Here is a 20,688-nt window from a genome sequence, read left to right as displayed (position 1 = left end):
TCAAATCACATGCATCACCACATTTTTCACAACAAGAGAGATCCCATGACTTCTTCCTCGAACACCACTAACGGTCTGAACCGCCGCGCACTCATCAAGGGTGCCGCATGGAGCACCCCCGTCATCGCAACCGCAGCGGCGGTACCCGCCTACGCGGCGTCCACCGATGCGCAGGAGACTCCGACCATGAGGTTCGGTGTCTTCACTCAGGCGTTCAACTCGAACCCCGCCAACGACTTTGATACCCGCTACGGCCTGGATTCCTACACCGTGCAGGTACCCAACATCACCGCAACCTCCACCACCCCGCAGAGCCGCGGCGGCGGCACTTTCACCCCCGGCGGTAGCGTCGGTGCAGGCCTGTACGGTGGTGCGGGCCTGTGGATTTCTGCACCCATCAACTCCAAGGGCGAGTTCCAGGGCAGCACCTGGCTGTACCCTCAGGCGCACCTGCAGGTGACCTTCGAGTTCACTTTCCCCACCGCCGAGGACGTCACCGACCCGCTGCTGTGGGATGTCGATAACGACGTTGAGATCCCGGCACTCGCCAAGAGTGCGGGCGGCGCAAAGACCAACAACCCCGCCGTGGCGGCGTTCAACGGCATCGCATACACTGCGAAGTTCTACGAGCCGGTCATCGAGGACAACGTCTGGACCGGCGTACTGGACATCCGCACCTCCGACTACCTGGAAGCCACCGCGAAGGACGGCGTGAGCTACGCGCAGGTTCTGGCTTCGCTGGTTCCGGTGTACTTCACCGAGGTGACCTCCAGCTACACCCTGACCACCACCGCTCAGATCACCAGCGGTAGCGTCGCAATGCAGCTGACCGAGGGCGGCGAGTACACCTTCCAGGACCTGGCTGGTTTGCGCGCTTCGGCAACCATCAGCCGCTAACGCCACAGCAAGCAGAGAGGGGCCCGGCATCCATACTGGATGCCGGGCCCCTCTGCTTTAGGACTCAGCCTACCGGCTGCCGCCGAGGTAAATTGTCGCAAAAAGTAGTTCCCAAAAAAGAGAACTGTATTACAATGTATATATAGTCTTTAGGAACGAGGTACCAACTATGGAAAACCTAGTAATTTCAGTCTTTAACACCGAAAGCGAAGCTTATCAGTCCTTTGCGGATTTGAAGGCTTTCCGCCAAACTCAGACGACCAAGGTTGCTCAAATCGCCCTGGTCAAAAATGAAAACGGTCATATCGTTGAAAAAGAACGCTATGATTTTGAAGATTCAACGACGGATGCAACCCTAAAAGGTGGCTTGCTCGGTGCAGTTATCGGGCTTTTGGGTGGTCCTATCGGCGTCTTGTTTGGTTATGGTATGGGTAGCCTCTATGGTTTGGCTGCTGGTGCTACCGTTGATACGGCAGAAGCTGGCCTGATTGACGTTGTTTCTCAGAAATTGACTAACGGTGAAACAGCCGTTGTTGCCTTGGTGCAAGAAGACAACGAAGCAGTCATCGATGCTTACTTCACCAAGTACGACACCCAAATCATGCGTTGGGATGTAGCAACCGTCGTAGCCGAAATCGAAGCAGCTCTGCAAGTCCAAGAAGACCTCTACAACCAGGCGCGTGCACAGATGAAGGCTGAACGTAAAGCCGAACGCAAGGCTAAGCGTGAAGAATTCAAGGCGAATGTCAAAGCAAAGTTTGACAAATTGGAAGCGTAAGCACCCAAGCATCTCATAAAAAATAGGCTATCTACTTCTGGTAGATAGCCTATTTTTTTTAAAAACTAGATTTTAGAAAGAGGAAGTGAGGATTTTGGCTCAAGATCTTGAACAAATCAAGGAAGACAATGGCAAAAATACCAAACTCAAGGTGGGGATTTTAGCCATCTCTCTTTCTCCAGGTGGATGTTGATGCCGGTGGTGCCGTTGGGGTTGCGGAGGGGAAGCTGGGCGAAGGATTCGGTGATGCGGTCCAGCTCTTCTTCGCTGGCGAGCAGGCCGGGCATGTAATCCATCTCCACGAAGATGTCCTTCTACAGCGGGTTATTGCGCTCTCACGAGGTTTCAACACCTCAGGGCAACAATAACCCGCTTCATCATACACAGAGTGCATCTAGTTTGTCCCGGTATTTGCACCGCATCTCAGGTTATGCACCGCTTATGCCGTAAAAGCGCTCTGATAAGCCTTCTATTTAGTGTTTTCTGACTCAGGCTCTGCCTCAGCGTTCTGTGCGGCGGCTTTTGCCTCGGAGGTCTTCTTGGAGGCGTAGAACAGGCACACGACCGCGCCCACCGCCGCGGCAACCAGGGGCAGCATCATGGAATCAGCCATTGCCGCCGCGTAGGGTTCACGCAGGACCTGCGGAAGCACGCCTCCAGCAGCGCTGCCGTGAGAGCTACCGCCCGCTGCGGCAGCCGGACCCAACGCGGACAGGTGCGAGGTAATCGCAGAAGCCATAATCGTCGTAATCGCAGCCGAACCCAGCACCGACGCCATCTGGCGGGTCTCGTTGTACACGCCCGAACCCGCACCGGCACGCTGCGGCGGCAGGTTACGGGTCGCAGACACCGACAGCGGACCCCAAATGCAGGCGTTCGCCGCACCCAGAATAATCATCGGACCAACCATCAGCCACAGGTTGCCGTCCGCAACCATCGTCGGGCGGAGCAGAGCAAAACCAATAACCAGCAACGTAAAGCCAATCACGGCAATCCACTTCGGGTCGTTACGGTTCAGACGCGCACCCACCACCGGCGCCAACGCGCCCGAGAACAACGCCATCGGGGCGGTCATCAGCGCAGCCTGGGTCGGGTCCAGGCCCTCCACCTGCTGCAGGTACAGGGTCAGCGGGAATGCCATGCTGATAGCGACCACACCCATTGCCGCGATGGCCACATTCGACACCGAGAAGTTACGGTCGCTGAACAGGCTCAACGGCACCAGCGGCTCCTTGCGGTTCACCGCCTGCCAACCAATAAACAGGCCCAGCACCAGAATGCCGGCAATAATCAGGCCCCACACGCTCACCGCAATACCGGTACCCAGGAACGAATCGGTCATGATGCCCCAGTCGTAGGTGGCACCTTCCTGAATACCGAAAACCAGCAGGAACAGACCGACCGCCGAAAGCACCACACCCAACCAGTCGAAGCTGTGCTTCTTCTGCTCGAACACCGGCACATTACGCCACGCCAAGAACAGGCCGACCAGGCCAACCGGAATGTTGATGAAGAAAATCCAGCCCCAGCCGAGAGTATCCACCAGCACGCCGCCCAGAATCGGGCCGACCAGCGAGGCGACACCCGCAGTCGCACCCCAAATGCTCATGGCAACACCGCGCGCATTCGGCGGGAACATCAGCGTAATCAGAGACATGGTCTGCGGGGTCATCAGCGACGCGCCCAAACCCTGCACCACGCGGGCGGTAATCAGCGACTCAACATTCGGCGACAGACCACACCACAGGGAGGCGAGCGTAAAAATAGCCATACCGATCATGTACAGGTTCTTCTGACCGAAGCGGTCACCCATACGGCCGGTAATGAGCAGCGGCACCGCATACGCCAGCAGGTAGGCGCTCGTCACCCACATGCCCGCCGACAGCGACGCATCCAAATCCTGCAGCATGTGCGGCAGGGCGATGGTGACAATATTGCCGTCCACCAGAATCATGAAGAAGCCAACAACCAGGGACCAGAGAGCAGGCCAGGGCTTGTACGGTGCCTTCGCCGGGTTACCGACGAGAGGCGCTTTTTTAGGGCGTGAACTCAATGATCCTCCAGGGGATGGGTTGTATGCGGGTAGATGTCTGTGTGTTCAGTATTGCCGCTAAGTGAATGCCCCTAATGTTACTCCTTTTCAGGCCGCGGCTTCGGTTGCTCTACCCTTATTCAGCTCTTCACGGCGTGTGCGCGCGGCAACCAGGCGACAGGAACGCCGAACCCTCTAGACTAAAGCTATAGAAGCTATCAGAGCGCCACCACCGGCGCTCACCCCCATCAAACCACCCTCAACGAGACGACCACGGGAGGACCCATGGGTTTCTTTGATTTCTTCACCGACCGCACCCCGGCAGAACCCGCCGAAATCCGCCTCGTCGCTTTCGTCAGCGGCAAAGTGCAGGGCGTGGGCTTCCGCTGGTGGTGCGCCGGAACCGCCAAGCCTATGGGGCTGACCGGCTACGCCGAAAACCTCGACGACGGGCGCGTGAAAGTCGTTGCGGAAGGTACCGCCGTCTCCTGCGCTCGCCTGGTAGATATTCTGCGCGGCGGCGACACCGCGGGCCGCGTGGATGAGGTGCTCGTCGAGTGGGAGGAGCCGAGCGGCTCGTTTCGCGGCTTCGGCATCAGGTAGCGCGGACTAAAGTAGCGCGGTTTAGCTAGCCCAGAGCTAGTCAGACCAGAGCGCCGCGAACTGGGCGCGGGTCATATCGGCGCGGCGCACCCGATGCTGCACCGGGTGGCCGTTCTCGTCGGGGCGGCCGGAGCTCGGGTCAATATCGTCGTAGATGCCGGTGAAACCCGCCTTAACCGCCACCCGTTCCGAGGGCTCGTTACCCGCCAGGGCGGTCCAGCGCACACTCTCAAGACCCAAGCCAAGCGGGTCGAAAGCGTAGCCGAGGACGGCACGCAGCGCCTCGGTCATGTAGCCCTTGCCGCGCACTTTCGGGGCGGCATAATAGCCCAGTTCGGCGCGGGTTCCGGGGCTTTCGGGGGTGCCCTCGGGCAGGCGCAGTTCAATGGTCCCGGCAAACACGCCGGAGGCGTCAATCGCCCAGCGTTGAATCTGCCCGGCGGCAATCTGGCGGGCGGTGGTGAGCAGGTAGTCTTCGGCGTCGGCGCGCGTGTAGTTCAACGGGAGGCGGGTGTAGCGGAGGGTTTCTTCGTCGCGGCAGGATTCCACGATGTCGGGGATGTCCGCCTCGCACAGGTGGCGGAGGGTGAGGCGCTCGGTAATGAGTTCGGGCTGGTTGGGCTCTACGTGTTCGCTGTGCTCAGAAAAGTCGCTGTGTTCGGGGGTCATGGTTCGAGCTTAAACCCTCGGGTTTGTGCGTCGGAAAAGCTTTTGTGAACATCCCAGAATATTCAGTGACGCAAATCACGACTTAATACTCGCATTTTCACCCGTCATCACTTGATTATTATGAATTATTCATAATAAAATAGTCATCGAGCCCGCCCATTGGGCACCACTTAGAACAAGCGCCGCGCAACGAATCAGCGCGGCACGAAATAGAAAGAAGAACACCATGGCAGTTCTGACCATCGGCGACCAGTTCCCCGCATACGAGCTCACCGGCGTTGTCCCCGGTAAGCTGGCTGACATCGAAGCAACCAAGCCCGAAGACTACTTCACCACCGTCTCCTCCGAGGGTCTGGACGAAGGCACCTGGCGCGTCGTCTTCTTCTGGCCGAAGGACTTCACCTTCGTTTGCCCCACCGAGATTGCAGCATTCGGCAAGCTCGCTGACGAGTTCGAGGCACGCGACACCCAGGTGATCGGTGTTTCCGTTGACAACGAGTACACCCACTACGCATGGCGCCGCTCCCACGAAGAGCTCCTGGACCTGCCCATCGTCATGGCATCCGACCTCAAGCGTGAGCTGGTTAGCGCACTGGGCATCCTGAACAAGGACGGCGTTGCAGACCGCGCAACCTTCATCATCGACCCCCACAACACCATCCAGTCGGTCTCCATTACCGCTGACTCCGTCGGCCGTAACACCGACGAGGTACTCCGCCAGCTGGACGCACTGCAGTCCGACGAGCTGTGCGCATGCAACTGGAAGAAGGGTGCAGAGACCATCGACGCATTCAAGGAGATGAAGTAATCCATGAGCATCGATAACCTGCGTTCGGCTCTGCCTTCCTACGCGAAGGACATGAACCTCAACCTGTCCTCCCTGCCCCGCATCACCTCCCTGTCCGAGCAGCAGCTCTGGGGCGCAATCCTCGCAACCGCAGCAGCAACCAAGGTTGACTCTGTTGTTGTTGAGATTGCTGCAGAGGCTAAGGAGCACCTGAGCGACACCGCTTACGAGGCTGCTCTGGGTGCTGCGACCATCATGGGCATGAACAACATCTTCTACCGCACCCGTGGCTTCCTGCACGGTGCATACGATGACCAGCGTGCAAACCTGCGCATGCAGATTATCGGTAAGAACGGCGGCATTGAGAAGATGGACTTCGAGATGTTCGCACTGGCAGTGTCCGCAGTCAACGGCTGCTCCCACTGCGTTGAGGCTCACGAGCACACCGTGCGTGAAGAGGGCGCAACCAAGGAGCAGGTCAACGACCTGATCCGTATTGCTGCAACCCTCGGTGGCGTGGCACAGGGCATTCAGCTGGCTGAGGCACTGGGCTAAACCCGCTAAGCGTTAGAGCACACACAGAAGCGGCGCATCCTTCCCTTCACGGGTCGGATGCGCCGCTTTTATGTGCGCGTCAAGCCCCGCAACGTGTTGGGCGGCAGTTTCCTAACTCCTCCGATTTGGCGCTATACAATGCCTGTATGCGGTACTGTATTTTGGGCTCCACCAGCCCCCTTCCCAGCGTGGAAGAACTCACTGAGCTTTACGATTCTGTCGGCTGGAGCGCCTATACCAAAACGCCCGAACGCCTCATCCCGATGCTGGAAGGCTCACGCTATCTCTACACCGCACGAGAGACAACGCCTGAAGGAACGGGACGGCTCATCGGGCTAGTACGCGCCGTCGGAGACGGTCAATCTATCGCCTACATTCAGGACCTTCTGGTACATCCGCACGCCCAGCGTCAGGGCATTGGTTCTGCGCTTCTAAAGCGTGTCATTGATGACTTTGACCGAGAAGACATCCGACAGCGACTCATTACCACCGACGCTGCTAGTGAGCACGCCATTGCGCTCTACAAACGCTACGGTTACGCCCCCGTAGAGGCGGCAGGATGCATCACCCTTGCATGCTATCGATAAGGCAATATCGCATGCGGCTTGACTCGTTCAAACTAGCTGAGGCACTGGGCTAAACCACTAAGCCGTAGAGCTTACACAGAAGCGGCGCATCCTTCCCTTTTCCGGGTCGGATGCGCTGCTCTGTTTTAACTACTTTTGACTGTCCGCAGAGACAGCGCGCAGGGCGGCATCCCAGCCGCTCGCCAGGCGCGTCGCCGCAGCAACCAGAGCCACCAGATCCTCGGCGTACACCGGGGTCGAGCGCACGCCCGCACACCAGTCAATCGTGCCCAAACCCAGCCAGGGCTTACCGGGGAAGAACTCGCGCCGCAGCGCCACGCGGCGCTTACCCAGGGCGCGGCGACCGGGCACGTACCCGCCGCGGCTGATGAACAGCGTCTCGCGGCCCTCGAACTCCACCAGCGCCTCCAGGGCCCTCAGCGCAGAAATCCAACTCGGTTCCCCCACTCTCACCAGGTCGGCCGGCTCGGGGTACTCGCTCTCGTGCTCCGCCACGCTCACACCCAGGATGTACTGGTAACGCACCTGCCCCAGCTCCTGCGGCAGGCCGCGGTCAGCGGTCTGAATCGTACCGCACAGGTGCCGCGCGACCGACTCACCATCGACGTTCACGCCGGCCAGGGGCAGATTGGGACCGTCCAGATAGAGCCCCACCGCGCCGGTACCCGTAATGTTGGGGCGCACCGACCAGCCGGGAAGCGCCTCCTCCAGACGGGGTACGATTCCCTGCAGGACCCCGAAAACTTCGTCGCGAGATACCGCCACAGCGGCTCCTTTCACCTTACGCAGATTTCGTCTAGTCCCAGCTTAGCGAGCGTTCCGGCTACGCGAAGGCAACCACACCATGAGCGCCGACAGCGCCGTGCCGGCAAGCATCATCACCGTCATGGACTCCACCGCGTTCAGGGGGCTCAACGCCAACAGTAGCGAAGAAATGATGCCGCTACCATACTGGAAAGAACCCAGCGCAAAAACAATCATGACGGCCTTGGGGGGTGGAGATTCACTCATTCTACGCCCACCTTTTAGCGCGCCCACAAGCTTCTTGATTCCATCTCAGAGCTCGTCATGAGCACTTTTCAACTAGGAGTAGGAGCGGCGGCGGGTCTACAATAAATCGGTGCCAATTCAGGTACGCGCACAGGCAAACAGAGCCGGATGCGGTGATAACGTCGTCACCCGCCCCCCCGTTGCGCGCGCCTCCCCCTACCGGCACCCGTAGCACACGCATCACGTACGCAGGAGAACGCCCATGCACGAGCTCTTTGACCCAGATCAGGTATTCCGCATCGTCGACATTGCCGCCGTTGTTGCTAACGGCCTGCTCGGCGGTGCTGTGGCGCGCGCCTTCCGATTCGACATCGTGGGCTTCCTGCTGCTCGCGGTCGCCTGCGGCATGGGCGGTGGTATGATCCGTGACATCCTGCTGAACTCTGGTCTGCCCGTGGCGCTCACCGACGGCGGCTACTGGGTGGGTGCTATCGGCTCCTCGATTCTGGCGTACAGTATCGATTTGAGTGCCCTCTGGGCGACCCGAACCATGCTCATCATTGACTTCATCGGTATGGGCGCGTGGGCGGCAACCGGCACCATTAAGTCCCTGAACCTGGGTCTGCACTGGCTGCCCGCTATCGCACTGGGTGTGACCACCGCGGTCGGTGGCGGCGTTATCCGTGACATTATGGTCAACCGTATTCCGGCGATCTTTGGTGGTAACTCTCTGTACGCTACTGTGGCGTTTGTGGGTGCCGCTGAGACCGCCCTTGTGACGGGCCTATTCCATCGTCCGAACCTGGCGATGGGCCTGTCCATTCTGCTGTGTTTGGTGCTGGGTGTGCTCTCCCATATGAAGAATTGGCAGCTGCCGACCACCCCGGCGGAGCTGCGTGTGCCTCGCCCGCGTCTCTTCGCTTTTGGTAAGCAGGAGGACCGCACCGTCGCTAATGAGGGCTGGTCGCCCGGTGAGCCGCTCACTGAGCAGCTTGAGGTTATTAACGCTGAGCAGCTGGAGGAGTACCGCCGCTCTAAGGGGCTTTCGGAATAAAAGCCAATATATGCTGAATATAGAATATGGGCTGGTTTCCGCTGGTCAGATGCTTATCTGACGGCAGAAAACAGCCCATATTTACTATATGCAGTACGGCTAAATCGTGTACTCGGTGCTGTCGTACACGGTCAGGAACTTGCGGATGCGCTCATCATCCGAGGCGAAGAAGCCGTTCGGCTCACCGTTATAGCGCAGGGTACCGTTCTCCAGGAACACGATACGGTCCGCAACCTTCTTCGCAAACGCCATATTGTGCGTCACGATGACCAGGGAGCGGCCCTCCTTCGCCAGCTGCATGAGCACGCGGATGACCTCCGCCTCCAGCTCGGGATCCAGCGCACTCGTCGGCTCATCAAAGAGCAGGTAGGAGGGTTCCAACGCCAAGGCGCGGGCAATCGCCACACGCTGCTGCTGGCCACCAGAGAGAGCGTCCGGGTAGGAATCAACCTTGTCGGCAAGACCCACCTTAGCCAGCAGCTCACGGGCACGCTCCTGCGCCTGCTGAGCATTCAGGGTGCCGTTGAGGGTCGGGGCGAGCGCCACGTTCTTCAACGCCGTGTAGTTCGGGAACAGGTTAAACTGCTGGAACACCATCGCCGAACGGGAACGAATATCACGCACCTGCGCGTCGGTGAGCTTCTGACTGTAGTCCACCTGCGCGTCGTCAATGGTGAGCGTGCCGGACTGCGGGGTTTCCAGCAGGTTCAGGCAGCGCAGCAGAGTGGACTTGCCGCTACCAGACGGGCCCAGAATCACCGTGGTCTCACCGTCGGGGATGTCCAGGCTGATGTTCTTGAGCACCTGCGTGTCGCCAAAGCTCTTCGACAGGGAATCAACGCTAAGCATTGTTGCTCCTTACGTAACGGTTACTGTACTTCTCCAGGGCCGACTGCGCGGCGGTCAGCAGAGTGAAAATCACCAGGTAAATGATGGCGACCTCGGAGTACATTGCCAGCGGCTCGAAAGTACGCGACGCGATCTGCTTACCGGTCTGGAACAGGTCAACCATCGAAATGACCGACACCAGCGAGGTGCCCTTAATCAGGTCGATGAAGTTGTTACCCAGGTTCGGCAGCGCGATGCGCACCGCCTGCGGAATGACCACGTGGCGCAGGGTCTGCATGCGGGTGAAGTTCAGGGTTGCCGCCGCCTCAAACTGGCCGCGCGGAATAGCCGCCACCGCGGAACGGAAGGTCTCCGCCACGTACGCGCCGGTGTGCAGGCTCATCGTGATGATCGCGGCACTCCACACGTCCAGGGCAATACCGACCTTCGGCAAGCCGTAGAAGACGATGAACAGCTGCACCAGCAGCGGGGTGCCACGGAAGACCCAGATATACAGCCAGGCCAGCCAGTTCACCGGGGCGAAGCGGCTCGTGCGCGCGCCAGCGGAGATGATGCCCACCAGCAGCGCCAGCGCGAAAGAAATCAGCGACAGCGGAATAGTCACTGCCAGGGTCGAGCCCAGCAGCTGAGGCAGGGACTCAGCCCAAAGATTCAGGTAGCGTTCCATGAACGGAACTCAGCTCCTTATAGAAAGTATTAGTTCTTCGGGGAGAGGTCTTCGCCCACGTACTTCTCGTAAATCGCCTTGATGTCACCGTTCTGCAGGTGCTTCTTCAGCGACTCGTCGATAGCGTTACGCAGAGCATCCTGGCCCTTAGCCATCAGGATGGAAGAGTTGCTGCCGGTACCCAGGTCACCGGAGAGCAGGCGCAGGTTAGCGTCCGGGTGCTCCTTCAAGTACTCGGCGAAGGACACGGAGTCGTTCGCGGTCATCTCTGCACGGCCCGAGAGGACCTGCTCGATAGCCTCGTCGAAACCGGAAACAACCACGATCGAGGCGCCCTTCGCCTCCACCATCTTGCGGAAGTTCGAGGTCTCAGACTGCGCCGAGGAGTGACCGGAAATCTCGCTCACGTTCTGCAGGGAAGAATCCTTCTTCACGGCGACCTTCGGCTCGGAGTACAGGTAGGGTACGGAGAAGTCGTACTTCTGCTTACGCTCGTCGGTTGCAGAAACGTTGTTGATGACGATGTCGTAGCGGTCAGCGTCCACGCCGGCGATCAGCGAATCCCAGGGGGTTTCGGTGAACTCTGCAGTCACGCCCAGGTCCTTAGCGACCAGGTCGATGATTTCCTTCTCGAAACCGACCAGGGCGCCGTTCGAGTCGTGGAAGGAGAAGGGGCGGTAGGTGCCCTCCAAGCCCACACGGATCTTGCCGGCAGACTTGATAGCCTCCAGCTTGTTGGTGCTGGATGCGGTGCTGCTGCTGGACGAACCGCACGCTGCGAGCAGTGCAGCCAGGCCGGTGAAGGCGGTGCCTGCGAGGACTGTGCGGCGGTTAATCATTGCGGACATGTTTCTTCCTTTGCGTCGTAGTCGATGCTCTTGTAGGTGCGGGTTGTCACCTTGCGATAACCCGGGGCATCATGCGGTGTGCCCCTTACTCTGCGGGTACAACGCTGGCTATCGTACAGCTATTCCCGATGGGAAAGAATTCAACGTAACATTCCGTCATATTCTCTCATCAATACGGGAAAAGCGGCTGAGACATCAACCACGACACAATTTCAGAAGTCCTGGCGGGTGAGCCCTTTCCGGGCCCCTTCCGAGCCTTTCACGAAAGCTTAGGAGGCGGGGCTCAAGTCCTCGCTCACATGCTTCTCGAAAATTGCTTTGAAGTCACCGTTGCCCAGGTGCTTCTTGATGGAGGCGTCAATCGCATCCTTCAGCGCGGTCTGGTTCTTGGGCAGCAGAACGGCGACGTTGGTGCCGGGGCCGACCTCACCCTCCAGCAGGCGCAGGTTGGCGTCCGGGTGCTCCTTGAAGTACTCGGCGAAGGACACGGAGTCGTTGGCGGTCAGCTCGGCGCGGCCGGTGAGCACCTGCTCGATGGCCTCGTCGAAGCCGGTGACTTCGATGATGGTGGCGCCGCGTTCCTCCACGAGCTTGCGGTAATTGCTGGTCGCGCTCTGGGCGGCGCTGTGGCCGGAAATCTCGGAAGCGTTCTTCAGGCTCGAGTCCTTCTTCACGCCCACGCGGGCACGGGAGTGCGCGTAGGGCACGGAGAAATCGTACTTCTTCTTACGTTCCTCGGTGGGTGCCACGTTATTGAGTACGATGTCGTAGCGGCCCGCGTCCACGCCGGCGATAAGCGAGTCCCAGGGGGTTTCGATGTACTCGGCGGTCACGCCCAGGTCCTTGGCGAGGGTCTCGGCGATGTCGTACTCAAAGCCGGCGAGCTTACCGGAGGCGTCGTGGTAGGTGTAGGGGCGGTAGGTACCCTCCACGCCGATGCGGATTTTGCCCGCGGACTTGATGGACTCCAGCAGGTTGGAGGAGCTCTGTGCGGAGCCTGCGCTGGAGCCGTTACCGCCGGAGCAGGCGGCGAGCAGGCCGGTGGTTCCGGCGAGGGCCGCGCCCAGTAGCAGGGAGCGTCGGTTCAGCACGGCGGAGGTGTTGAGAACGGTCATTCTTGGTTCCTTAATCTACGTTGATGTGTGGTGTGAAAGTTGAAATCTGCGGTATGGATCGGCGACGTTCGCCAGCGGTATGAACCGGCGGCACGAACCTAGCCGGCGAAGGCGGCCTTCAGACCAATCTCCAGGGCCGCGATGAGGTCCTGAACATCCTCAATGCCGATTGCCAGGCGCACGAGGCGGTCATCCACGCCGAACTCGTCGCGGTGCTCCTGGGCGTATGCGCCGTGCGTGGTGTGCGCGGGCAGGCTCACGAGCGATTCGATGCCACCCAGGCTCACGGCGTTCACGAAGATGGGCAGGGAGCGGGCGAAGGCCTGCGCGTCGCCGCCGTCCTTGAGCAGCAGCGAAAAGACGGAGCCGATGCCGCGGGCCTGGCGGGACTGCACCTCCGCCTGTTCCTCGGAGGAGCTGCCGGCGTAGAAAATCTTCTCGACCTCGGGACGCTCAGAGAGGAACTCGATGAGCTCGCGGGCGTTCTGCTGCTGGCGTTCCAGGCGCAGGGCCAGGGTCTTCACGTCCTGCAGCAGACGGTAGGAGTCAATCGGGGGCAGCAGCGCGCCGCTGACGAGCTGACCGCGGTGCAGCAGAACGGCCAGGTCAGGGTCGTTCGTGGCCGCGACACCGGCGAGCAGGTCGGCGTGGCCGGCCAGGAACTTGGTGGCAGATTGCACGGTGATGTCAGCACCGAGTTCCAGGGGACGTTGCAGGTAAGGCGTCATGAAGGTATTGTCCACGATTAGCAGGGCGCCGTGGCGGTGCGCCAGCTCCGCAACCGCGGCAATGTCGGTGACCTGCAAGGTAGGGTTCGTGGGGGTCTCAAGGAAGACGACCTTCACGTCCGGGGTGAAGTCCTCATCGCTCAGGGTCGTGAAGTCGCTGATGAAGCGGGTCTTCACGGCGCGTTTAGTCAGCTCAGTGGTCGCGAAGCGGTAGGTGCCGCCGTAGGCCGGCATGCCCAGCAGCAGGGTGTCGCCCGCCTCCAGAACGCCGAGGGCCGCCGCGGTGGCCGCCATGCCGGAGGGGTACGCGTAAGCGTGCTCGGCCCCTTCGAGCGCGGCGAGGGTCGCCTGCAGGTTATCGCGGGTGGGGTTCGCGCCGCGCTGGTACATGTAGGTGGTGTCCTCACCTGCGGTACCGAAGGTGCTAGCCAGGTAGACCGGCGGCACGGACGCATCGTAGCGGGCATCGTGCACGGCGTGGATGGTGCGGGTCGTGAAACCGGTCGGTTCGAGCTGGTTCTGCTGGCTCATGGTGGTTCTCTTTCGTTCGGGCTACCCCGAACGCGGGTGTAGCTGTGTGTGTCGCCGTGTATCTGAGATTTACCCTACCCGCATTTTTTATGCCGTTCTAGCTAAACTTCACGGGGGTTAATATGTTCACGCAACGTCATATAAAAATGCGGTGAGGGTACACAAAATACCCGCATTAAAAACATTCTTTTACGTTGAAAGAAATACGTTAATCCGGGTATTTTGAGTAATTATTATGGGTGACATTACACCGCGTATTTGGGGCACCTCGAATCACGCGATACGGTCGTGCGGTGCCTCATGTTCAGGGACTATGCCTGATGCGCCAGGGCCGCGGTCAGGCCGCGCTCCAAATCCTCGATAATGTCCTCAATCTCCTCGATGCCAATGGCCAGGCGGATGAGGTTGTCGCTCACGCCGTATTCATCGCGGTGCGCCTGCGTGTAGGCGGCCTGCACCATGAGCGCGGGACGAACCACCAACGACTCGATACCACCCAGGCTCACCGCGTGGGTGAAAATCTTCAGGGCTTCGAGGAAGGCGGGCAGGTCTGCGCCGTCCACCAGCTCCATGGAGATGAGCGCGCCCAGGCCGTTCGCCTGGCGGGCGTGCACCTGCGCCTCATACTCGCTGTGCGAACCCGCGTAGAGCACACGCTTCACGGCGGGGTGTGCCTCCAGGTAGTTGATGACCTCGATGGTGTTCTTCTGCTGCTGGGTCAGGCGCAACTTGAGGGTCTTGACCTCCTGCAGCAGGCGGTAGGAGTCGGTGGGCGAAAGCATTGCGCCGGTAATCATCTGCAGGTGCCAGAGGCGCTCGGCGAGCGCGTCATCGTTGGTTGCGGCGACGCCTCCGAGTAGGTCGGCGTGGCCGCCCAGGTACTTGGTGGCGGACTGCACGCTGATGTCTGCACCCAGGTCGAGGGGCTTCTGCAGTAGCGGGGTCATGAAGGTGTTGTCGACGACCACGATTGCGCCGTTGCGGTGCGCTATCTCGGCGATGGCGGCGATGTCACTCACGCGCAATAGCGGGTTGGAGGGGCTCTCCAGGAACACCATGGTCACGTTGTCGGCGAAGTCCTCGTCGGTGAGGGCCGTGAAGTCGCCGATGAAGCGGGTCTTGACGCCGCGGGCGGGCAGCTCGATGGTCGCGAAGCGGTAGGTGCCGCCGTAGGAGGGCATGCCCAGCAGCAGGGTCTCGCCTTCCTTGAGGATACCGAGGGCGGCAGCGGTGGCACCCATTCCGGAGGGGTAGGCGAAGGCGTGCTTGGCGCCTTCGAGGGTTGCGAGCGTGGTTTCGAGGGCCGCGCGGGTGGGGTTGCCGCCGCGCTGGTAGTCGTAGGGGCCTTCGGTGCCGTCACAGGGCTGGGCGTAGGTGGTGGTCGTGTAGATCGGAGGCAGGATGGAGCCGTACGGGTTGTCGCGGTCCGTAGTGTGAATTGCCTTCGTCGTAAATCCGGTCATGCTGTCCTCGGCTAAGGTTATGCATAAAATGCGGGGGATAAATATATTGCTAGCTTAGAACTCTTTTTGGGAGCTGACTAGTTTTTTCTTTTCTGTGACCGAGTGACTTTTTATGACTAAAAAACGGCGTTATATTTCGACATTTTAGACATATATTTCGTCATATTTCGCGCGTGAAAAGACCCGGCGGTCGGTACGCGTGTGTGCTGAGTACCGGCCGCCGGGCTCCACACTAGGATACCGGCTCAGCACCCCAGAACATAAGGGTAGGTTTACCTTAAAGCTGAACTGCCCTCCACTAGGGGCGATGTTGCGCCCTCAATCTCGCCTAAACGCGCCGGATGCCCTGCCGGGTATTACACGCGTATTACACCGGGCATAGAAGGAGGGGCGCACCCGGGAATCACCCCGGGTACGCCCCTTCCGTTCAAACGCTAACGAGCGCCTGATTTTTTGTAATTACAAGCCGCAGCGGCTTATACAGCACAGGCTGCTTACTTCGACAGCACCTGACGCTTCGAAGAAATCACGCCCGTATTGAAACCAGCCAGGTGCAGGCCACCGTGGAAACGCGCATGCTCAATCTTCACGCACTTATCCATCACCACGTTCAGGCCGGCAGCCTCACCAATCGCGGCAGCCTCCTCGCTCCAGGAGCCCAGCTGCATCCACACGGTCTTCGCGCCCAGGTCAACAGCCTCCTGAACCACGCCCGGCAGGTCCTCATTACGGCGGAAAATCTCCACCAGATCCGGGACCTCCGGCAGGTCCTGCAGCGACGGGTACACCGGCTGACCCAGCACAAGCTTGCCCTTTGCCGCCAGAATCGGGTTCACAAAATACAGCTTGTACGGCGACGCCGACTGCAGGTACGTTGCCACAAAGTACGAGGCACGCGAAATCTTATCGCTCATACCCACAATCGCGATCGTGCGGGTATTACGCAGAATGTTCAGACGCTCAGGGGCGGAAGGACCCACCCAGGTACGCTTCTCAGTCATTACTTCTCCTCCTGAGTGGTAGTAGGCAGGGAGCAGGATGCGCCAGCAGCAGCCTCAGCGGCGGCGGCGTCCTCGGCGGCCTTAGCGGCGGCAACCGCCTCCTCAGCCTCCACAATCTTGTCTGCGCTGGACTCGCCCACACGCTCACCGGCGTGGTTCAGACCGGTTGCGTAGGTCAGCGCCTGGTCCAGGTCCCAAATGATGTCTTCAACGTCTTCCAGACCCACCGAAATGCGGATCAGGTCCTCGCCAACACCGCCAGCGGCCAGCTGCTCAGCGGTCAGCTGCTGGTGCGTGGTCGAACCCGGATGCAGCACCAGGGTACGAGAGTCACCAATGTTTGCCAGGTGGCTTGCCAGCTGCAGCGCGCCGATGAACTCGCCACCGACCAGACGGCCGGACGCCTTCTCGGTGCCCTTGACACCGAAGGAGAACACGGAACCGACACCCAGCGGCAGAAGCTTCTTCGCGCGCTCGTGGTGCGGGTGGTCTTCCAGGCCGGCGTAGTTCACGTAGGCGATACGCTGATCCTCAACCAGCCAGGAGACAACCTGCTTAGCGTTCGCCAGGTGCGCATCCATGCGCTGCGGCAGGGTCTCAACACCCTGCAGCAGGTTGAACGCGGACTGCGGGCTCAGCGACGGGCCGAAGTCACGCAGCTGCTCAGAACGCAGCTTAGTCAGGAAACCGAACTCACCGAAGTTACCCCACCAGGACACGCCGTTGTAGGAGGGAACCGGCTCGGTCATGGACGGGAAGTTGCCGTTACCCCAGTTGAAACGACCGGACTCGACGACGATACCGCCGAGGGTGGTGCCGTGACCGCCCAGGAACTTGGTGACCGAGTGAATGACGATGTCCGCGCCGTGCTCGATGGGGCGGATCAGGTAGGGGGTGGACAGGGTTGCGTCCACGACCAGGGGGATGCCCGCCTCGTGGGCGACCTCTGCGAGGCCTTCCAGGTCGGCAACCTCACCGGAGGGGTTCGCCACGATCTCGGTGTAGATTGCCTTGGTGTTCTCGGTCAGTGCCGCCTTGTAGTCGGCGGGGTCGGTGCCGGGCACGAAGGTGGTCTCAATGCCGAAGCGGCGCAGGGACACGTCCAGCTGGGTGACGGTGCCGCCGTACAGCTGCGAAGAAGCAACAATGTGGTCGCCCTGCTGGCACAGAGCCGCGAAGGTGATGAACTCGGCAGCCATGCCGGAGGCGGTCGCTACCGCACCGATACCGCCTTCGAGGGAGGCGATGCGCTCCTCCAGCGCGGCAACAGTGGGGTTGGATAGGCGCGAGTAGATGTTGCCGTACTTCTGCAGGGAGAAGAGGTTCGCGGCGTCGTCAGCGTCTTTGAAGACGAAGGAGGAAGTCTGGTAGATGGGGACCGCGCGGGCACCGTGTTCAGCGTCGGGGGTGCCGCCCGCGTGTAGTGCGCGGGTGCGGAAGCCGAAAGTGTGTTCAGCCATTGGTTTGCTCCTGGTGTATCTGCCCGCCTGTGTGCGGGGAGTCGATAGTGGCTCGACTTTATACTGTGCCACCGGCAGCGGGGTGCACCAAGTGCGGGTACCTATATGTCGTTTATTGCGGATTATGACGGGGTATCATATCAGCCGTCATAACAACTTCTGTTATGACGGCTGATATGATGCGCGATTAATGAGACTGATAAAAATACCCGGTTTTAGCCTGCAATTCCGGGGTTTTTAAGATCCTAAGAATGGTGAGAATACCGCATCATAACAACATCATCGCAGGATCATAACAACATCATCGCAGAAATTGTTATGATGCTGTTATGACGTTCACCAAGAAGTAGCCATCGGGAGCATACATGGAAACAAACACCACCGAACTCATCGAAAACCTACGCCGTAGCCAGGCTGAAAACGGGCGAGTAGAAGTCAAAGCTGCAGCTGGCGGGTTCCCCAAGTCCGTTCTTGAAACCGTTAGTGCCTTCGCCAATGGAGACGGTGGCACCATTCTTCTTGGCCTCACCGACCCGGCAGAAGGTCTACAGCCAGTTGAAGGTTTCAACGCACAGGCAGTCCACGACGCATCCGTTGAGGCAATCCGTTCCAAGATCACGCCTCGACCCCCGGTAGATATTCAGATTGAGGCGACAGACGAGCAGCACCGTATCGTGCGCATCGATGTGCTCCCCGGCGACCCGACGCAGAAGCCCTACTACATCGAAGCACACGGCATGTATAACGGCTCCTACCAGCGCGTCGGCGAGGCCGATATTCGCCTCACCAAGTACGAGATTGACCGCTTCCTAGAGAACCGCAGTCAGCCCCGCTACGACGAGGAGCTGGTCAGCGAGGCAAGGTTCAAGGACCTCTCCCCCACCCTTGTGAGTGCCTATGTCGCTCGCCTGCGCGAGGAGCAACCTCGCGTTTTTGCGGCGCTTTCTGACCGTGAGGTTCTTCTGCAGGCACGCATTCTACGCATCGATTCTGAGGTCCGAGAAGTGCCCACTCTTGGGGCGCTTCTCGCCATGGGATCCTACCCGCAGGCGTTCTTCCCGCAGCTGATGATGAGCGTTGTTGTTCTTCCCGGTGAAGAGCTTGGTGAGGTCACTGAGGACGGTCGACGTTTTCTGGACAATCACAGCTGTACCGGGCCTATCCCCTCCATGTTGGATGAAGCTATGGGCGTTTTGGTTCGCAATATGCGCAAAACGTCCACGATGGAGGGCCTCAACAGTAGCGGTATCGGGCGGGTTGAGCGCTACGAGTATCCGCTGGAGGCTATCCGCGAGCTCTTGGTTAACGCCCTCATGCACCGCGACTATTCGCCGGGTGCGCGCGGCTCACAGGTGCAGGTTGAGCTCTACACCAACCGCCTGGTGGTGCGCAGCCCGGGTGGTATCTACGGTGCTGTGACTATCCGAGATTTCGGTCAGCCCGGTGTTTCTTCAACCCGCAACAGCTACTTGGCAAGCATTCTGACTGATCTGCCCGACCCGGGTACGGGGCGTTTGATTGCAGAGAATAGGGCTTCCGGTATTCCCACGGTTCTGCGCGCGCTGAAGGAGGCGGGTCTGCCCGCTCCCCAGTTTGCTGACCGTCTACTCTATGTGCAGGTCACTCTGATGCAACCCCCACAGGATGTGTCTTCTACGGAACAGAAGACCACACCTGAGGATAAGACTCAGCAAGCAACCCATTCCACGGGCAAAGATTCAGCCGACGCCGTCGAACCGGCGGGCACCGATGCGTCGCTTGACGGCCTCAGCGAACGCCAGGCTGGTATTGTGCGCGGCCTGCGTGCACAGGGCGAGGCTGTTTCCACGGCGTATATCCAAGAGCATTGGGGCCGGGGCGCTTCACGTACCTCCATCACGAATGATCTGCGCCGTCTTGTGGAGGCGAAGCTGATTGTTCCTACGGCTCCGCCGCGTAGTAAGAACCGTAAGTATCGCGCTGCTTAGAAGTGCCCGATAAAAGGTACACAAAAAGGGGAGGGAAATAGAGCGGTTATTCTCTATTTCCCTCCCCTGCGGCTATTCAGCTAAGACCTTCTTAGCCGCAAGCCCATTCAAAGACGACCTGCGAGAAGTCGCGGGCAGCAAGCGCCTCCGGGGTAATGAGCCAGTTCGCCGCACCAGCGTCACCCCACATCACGTAGACGCCCTCCTCAGCGTCCTCACCCCACTCCGACTCGATGGTCAGCAGGTTCACCGTGTGGCCGCTCAACTCCTCGAACTCGTCGCGTGGGTCATTCTGCACGAACGAGGGGTAGCCGCCGATATGCGAGTAATCCCTCTCCTCCGATTCGAAGGGCTCCGTCAGGTTGTAGGAGGCATCATCACGTGCGTTCGGTTCCTCGGGCAGCTTCTGATCCGGGTACATCTCGTCCCAGGCGTCAGCGAACTGGTCGTAGATTTCGTAGCCGCCATCCAGGAAGCCCTGCTCCCAGGTCTCGAAGGCGAGCGCGTACTCGACAACCTCCTCGGCGGTGCCCTTACCGTCACGTCCGAAGGGCCAACCGTAGTCATCCCAGTTCACGGTCGGGTACGGCGCATCCGGGTTCGGCTCGCCCAGCGTCTCGTAGTAGATAACGCGGTGGTTCTTCTGCGAGAGCGGGTTCTCGTAGTCGTAACCCCACATGCACTCTTCGTCGTTCGGGTCGATCCAGAACTGCAGCATGCCGGTCGCCGGGTAGATGTCGTTTTCGGGCAGGTCGGCGCAGTTAATCTGCGCAATCATGCCCAGCGGCTCACCCTTCTCATTAGTCGGTGCAGACTCGCCCGCGGGCAGGTACGGGCGGCCGCCAAACTTGGATGCGGTCTGCGGCAGCGGGGCGTCGGGGAGGGTTACCTTCAGGCGAATCGCCTGCTTACGCGCGCCACGCTCGTTGAGCGCGTCGATGACGCGGCGTGCCTGCGCCAGGGTCTCTTCGGAGGGGTTATTCATCGGCATGATGTGCTCGTTTCGTCGGTGAATTAATCGGTGTGAAAGGTTCGGTGTGAAGGCGCGAGGCAACGGTACCGCGGCGCCTTCTACCCCCATTAGACCCTATTTCGGGCAGGCGCGCA

21 protein-coding genes and 1 pseudogene are annotated in these 20,688 nt (G+C 60.0%); 8 read left to right on the top strand and 14 right to left on the bottom strand.

Annotation, left to right across the window (positions count from 1 at the left end; all coding sequences use genetic code 11):
* The first annotated feature begins 45 nt into the window (after positions 1–45).
* Complete coding sequence (locus HMPREF2894_RS03405; protein WP_049357857.1) at positions 46–897, top strand: hypothetical protein; 852 nt, start codon at positions 46–48, stop codon at positions 895–897.
* Between the two features lie 169 nt (positions 898–1,066).
* Positions 1,067–1,675, top strand: a complete 609-nt coding sequence (locus HMPREF2894_RS03400; RefSeq protein WP_049350464.1) for a DUF1269 domain-containing protein — start codon at positions 1,067–1,069, stop codon at positions 1,673–1,675.
* Positions 1,676–1,851: 176 nt separating this feature from the next.
* Here HMPREF2894_RS03400 and HMPREF2894_RS03395 read toward each other — a convergent pair.
* Together HMPREF2894_RS03395 and HMPREF2894_RS03390 are read right to left on the bottom strand one after the other, a co-directional pair.
* Positions 1,852–1,989 (bottom strand): annotated as a pseudogene (locus HMPREF2894_RS03395) (C4-dicarboxylate ABC transporter substrate-binding protein); the annotation flags it as partial.
* Between the two features lie 155 nt (positions 1,990–2,144).
* The gene (locus tag HMPREF2894_RS03390; RefSeq protein WP_070677807.1) at positions 2,145–3,728 is read right to left on the bottom strand and encodes a DHA2 family efflux MFS transporter permease subunit; all 1,584 of its coding nucleotides are present in this window, start codon (positions 3,726–3,728) and stop codon (positions 2,145–2,147) included.
* A 264-nt stretch (positions 3,729–3,992) separates the two neighbouring features.
* Here HMPREF2894_RS03390 and HMPREF2894_RS03385 point away from each other — a divergent pair, with 264 nt between their 5' ends.
* Positions 3,993–4,310 (top strand): acylphosphatase, encoded by a 318-nt coding sequence (locus HMPREF2894_RS03385; protein ID WP_049334014.1) that lies wholly within the window; start codon positions 3,993–3,995, stop codon positions 4,308–4,310.
* A gap of 36 nt (positions 4,311–4,346) precedes the next feature.
* Here HMPREF2894_RS03385 and HMPREF2894_RS03380 read toward each other — a convergent pair whose 3' ends face one another.
* Positions 4,347–4,979 (bottom strand): GNAT family N-acetyltransferase, encoded by a 633-nt coding sequence (locus tag HMPREF2894_RS03380; protein WP_005507261.1) that lies wholly within the window; start codon positions 4,977–4,979, stop codon positions 4,347–4,349.
* 226 nt (positions 4,980–5,205) lie between these two features.
* Between HMPREF2894_RS03380 and HMPREF2894_RS03375 the strand changes: the two genes are divergently transcribed.
* The 3 genes from HMPREF2894_RS03375 (at position 5,206) to HMPREF2894_RS03365 (ending at position 6,908) form a co-directional block, all read left to right on the top strand.
* The gene (locus HMPREF2894_RS03375) at positions 5,206–5,787 is read left to right on the top strand and encodes a peroxiredoxin (protein WP_070677805.1); all 582 of its coding nucleotides are present in this window, start codon (positions 5,206–5,208) and stop codon (positions 5,785–5,787) included.
* Between the two features lie 3 nt (positions 5,788–5,790).
* Positions 5,791–6,321: an alkylhydroperoxidase, AhpD family gene (locus HMPREF2894_RS03370; RefSeq protein WP_070677803.1), complete on the top strand. Its 531-nt coding sequence runs from the start codon at positions 5,791–5,793 to the stop codon at positions 6,319–6,321.
* A gap of 161 nt (positions 6,322–6,482) precedes the next feature.
* Entirely contained in the window at positions 6,483–6,908 is a 426-nt protein-coding gene (locus HMPREF2894_RS03365) for a GNAT family N-acetyltransferase (RefSeq protein ID WP_246827007.1), read from the top strand.
* Between the two features lie 129 nt (positions 6,909–7,037).
* Here the strand turns inward: HMPREF2894_RS03365 and HMPREF2894_RS03360 are convergent, their stop codons facing one another.
* Complete coding sequence (locus tag HMPREF2894_RS03360; RefSeq protein WP_049350459.1) at positions 7,038–7,673, bottom strand: hypothetical protein; 636 nt, start codon at positions 7,671–7,673, stop codon at positions 7,038–7,040.
* Between the two features lie 42 nt (positions 7,674–7,715).
* Positions 7,716–7,919, bottom strand: coding sequence for a hypothetical protein (locus HMPREF2894_RS03355; protein ID WP_049350458.1), 204 nt, complete (start codon positions 7,917–7,919; stop codon positions 7,716–7,718).
* Positions 7,920–8,160: 241 nt separating this feature from the next.
* Between HMPREF2894_RS03355 and HMPREF2894_RS03350 the strand changes: the two genes are divergently transcribed.
* Positions 8,161–8,952, top strand: coding sequence for a trimeric intracellular cation channel family protein (locus HMPREF2894_RS03350; protein ID WP_070677801.1), 792 nt, complete (start codon positions 8,161–8,163; stop codon positions 8,950–8,952).
* Positions 8,953–9,051: 99 nt separating this feature from the next.
* Here HMPREF2894_RS03350 and HMPREF2894_RS03345 read toward each other — a convergent pair whose 3' ends face one another.
* The 8 genes from HMPREF2894_RS03345 to HMPREF2894_RS03310 form a co-directional block, all read right to left on the bottom strand.
* Positions 9,052–9,801, bottom strand: a complete 750-nt coding sequence (locus HMPREF2894_RS03345) for an amino acid ABC transporter ATP-binding protein (RefSeq protein ID WP_049353454.1) — start codon at positions 9,799–9,801, stop codon at positions 9,052–9,054.
* On the bottom strand, positions 9,794–10,468 hold the full coding sequence (locus tag HMPREF2894_RS03340; RefSeq protein ID WP_070541738.1) for an amino acid ABC transporter permease: 675 nt from the start codon (positions 10,466–10,468) through the stop codon (positions 9,794–9,796). The genes HMPREF2894_RS03345 and HMPREF2894_RS03340 overlap by 8 nt, the downstream gene beginning before the upstream one ends.
* A gap of 29 nt (positions 10,469–10,497) precedes the next feature.
* On the bottom strand, positions 10,498–11,316 hold the full coding sequence (locus tag HMPREF2894_RS03335) for a transporter substrate-binding domain-containing protein (RefSeq protein WP_070677799.1): 819 nt from the start codon (positions 11,314–11,316) through the stop codon (positions 10,498–10,500).
* A gap of 269 nt (positions 11,317–11,585) precedes the next feature.
* Positions 11,586–12,431: a transporter substrate-binding domain-containing protein gene (locus tag HMPREF2894_RS03330; RefSeq protein WP_049346548.1), complete on the bottom strand. Its 846-nt coding sequence runs from the start codon at positions 12,429–12,431 to the stop codon at positions 11,586–11,588.
* 98 nt (positions 12,432–12,529) lie between these two features.
* Positions 12,530–13,690 carry a trans-sulfuration enzyme family protein gene (locus HMPREF2894_RS03325; RefSeq protein WP_049346546.1) on the bottom strand — a complete coding sequence of 387 codons (1,161 nt, stop codon included), beginning with the start codon at positions 13,688–13,690 and terminating at the stop codon, positions 12,530–12,532.
* A 311-nt stretch (positions 13,691–14,001) separates the two neighbouring features.
* On the bottom strand, positions 14,002–15,153 hold the full coding sequence (locus tag HMPREF2894_RS03320) for a trans-sulfuration enzyme family protein (protein WP_049346545.1): 1,152 nt from the start codon (positions 15,151–15,153) through the stop codon (positions 14,002–14,004).
* Positions 15,154–15,647: 494 nt separating this feature from the next.
* Positions 15,648–16,154: a CoA-binding protein gene (locus tag HMPREF2894_RS03315; RefSeq protein WP_005509183.1), complete on the bottom strand. Its 507-nt coding sequence runs from the start codon at positions 16,152–16,154 to the stop codon at positions 15,648–15,650.
* Positions 16,154–17,614: an O-acetylhomoserine aminocarboxypropyltransferase/cysteine synthase family protein gene (locus HMPREF2894_RS03310; protein WP_070677797.1), complete on the bottom strand. Its 1,461-nt coding sequence runs from the start codon at positions 17,612–17,614 to the stop codon at positions 16,154–16,156. The genes HMPREF2894_RS03315 and HMPREF2894_RS03310 overlap by 1 nt, the downstream gene beginning before the upstream one ends.
* A gap of 365 nt (positions 17,615–17,979) precedes the next feature.
* Between HMPREF2894_RS03310 and HMPREF2894_RS03305 the strand changes: the two genes are divergently transcribed.
* On the top strand, positions 17,980–19,581 hold the full coding sequence (locus HMPREF2894_RS03305; RefSeq protein ID WP_070677795.1) for an ATP-binding protein: 1,602 nt from the start codon (positions 17,980–17,982) through the stop codon (positions 19,579–19,581).
* 91 nt (positions 19,582–19,672) lie between these two features.
* Here the strand turns inward: HMPREF2894_RS03305 and HMPREF2894_RS03300 are convergent, their stop codons facing one another.
* Positions 19,673–20,572, bottom strand: coding sequence for a YwqG family protein (locus HMPREF2894_RS03300; protein WP_049340184.1), 900 nt, complete (start codon positions 20,570–20,572; stop codon positions 19,673–19,675).
* Between the last annotated feature and the right edge of the window lie 116 nt (positions 20,573–20,688).

This window comes from Rothia sp. HMSC066G02, from assembly GCF_001813145.1.
Taxonomy (GTDB): Bacteria; Actinomycetota; Actinomycetes; order Actinomycetales; family Micrococcaceae; genus Rothia.
Note: the sequence above shows the minus strand (reverse complement) of the source record. Positions and strands in the feature narration are given on the sequence as shown.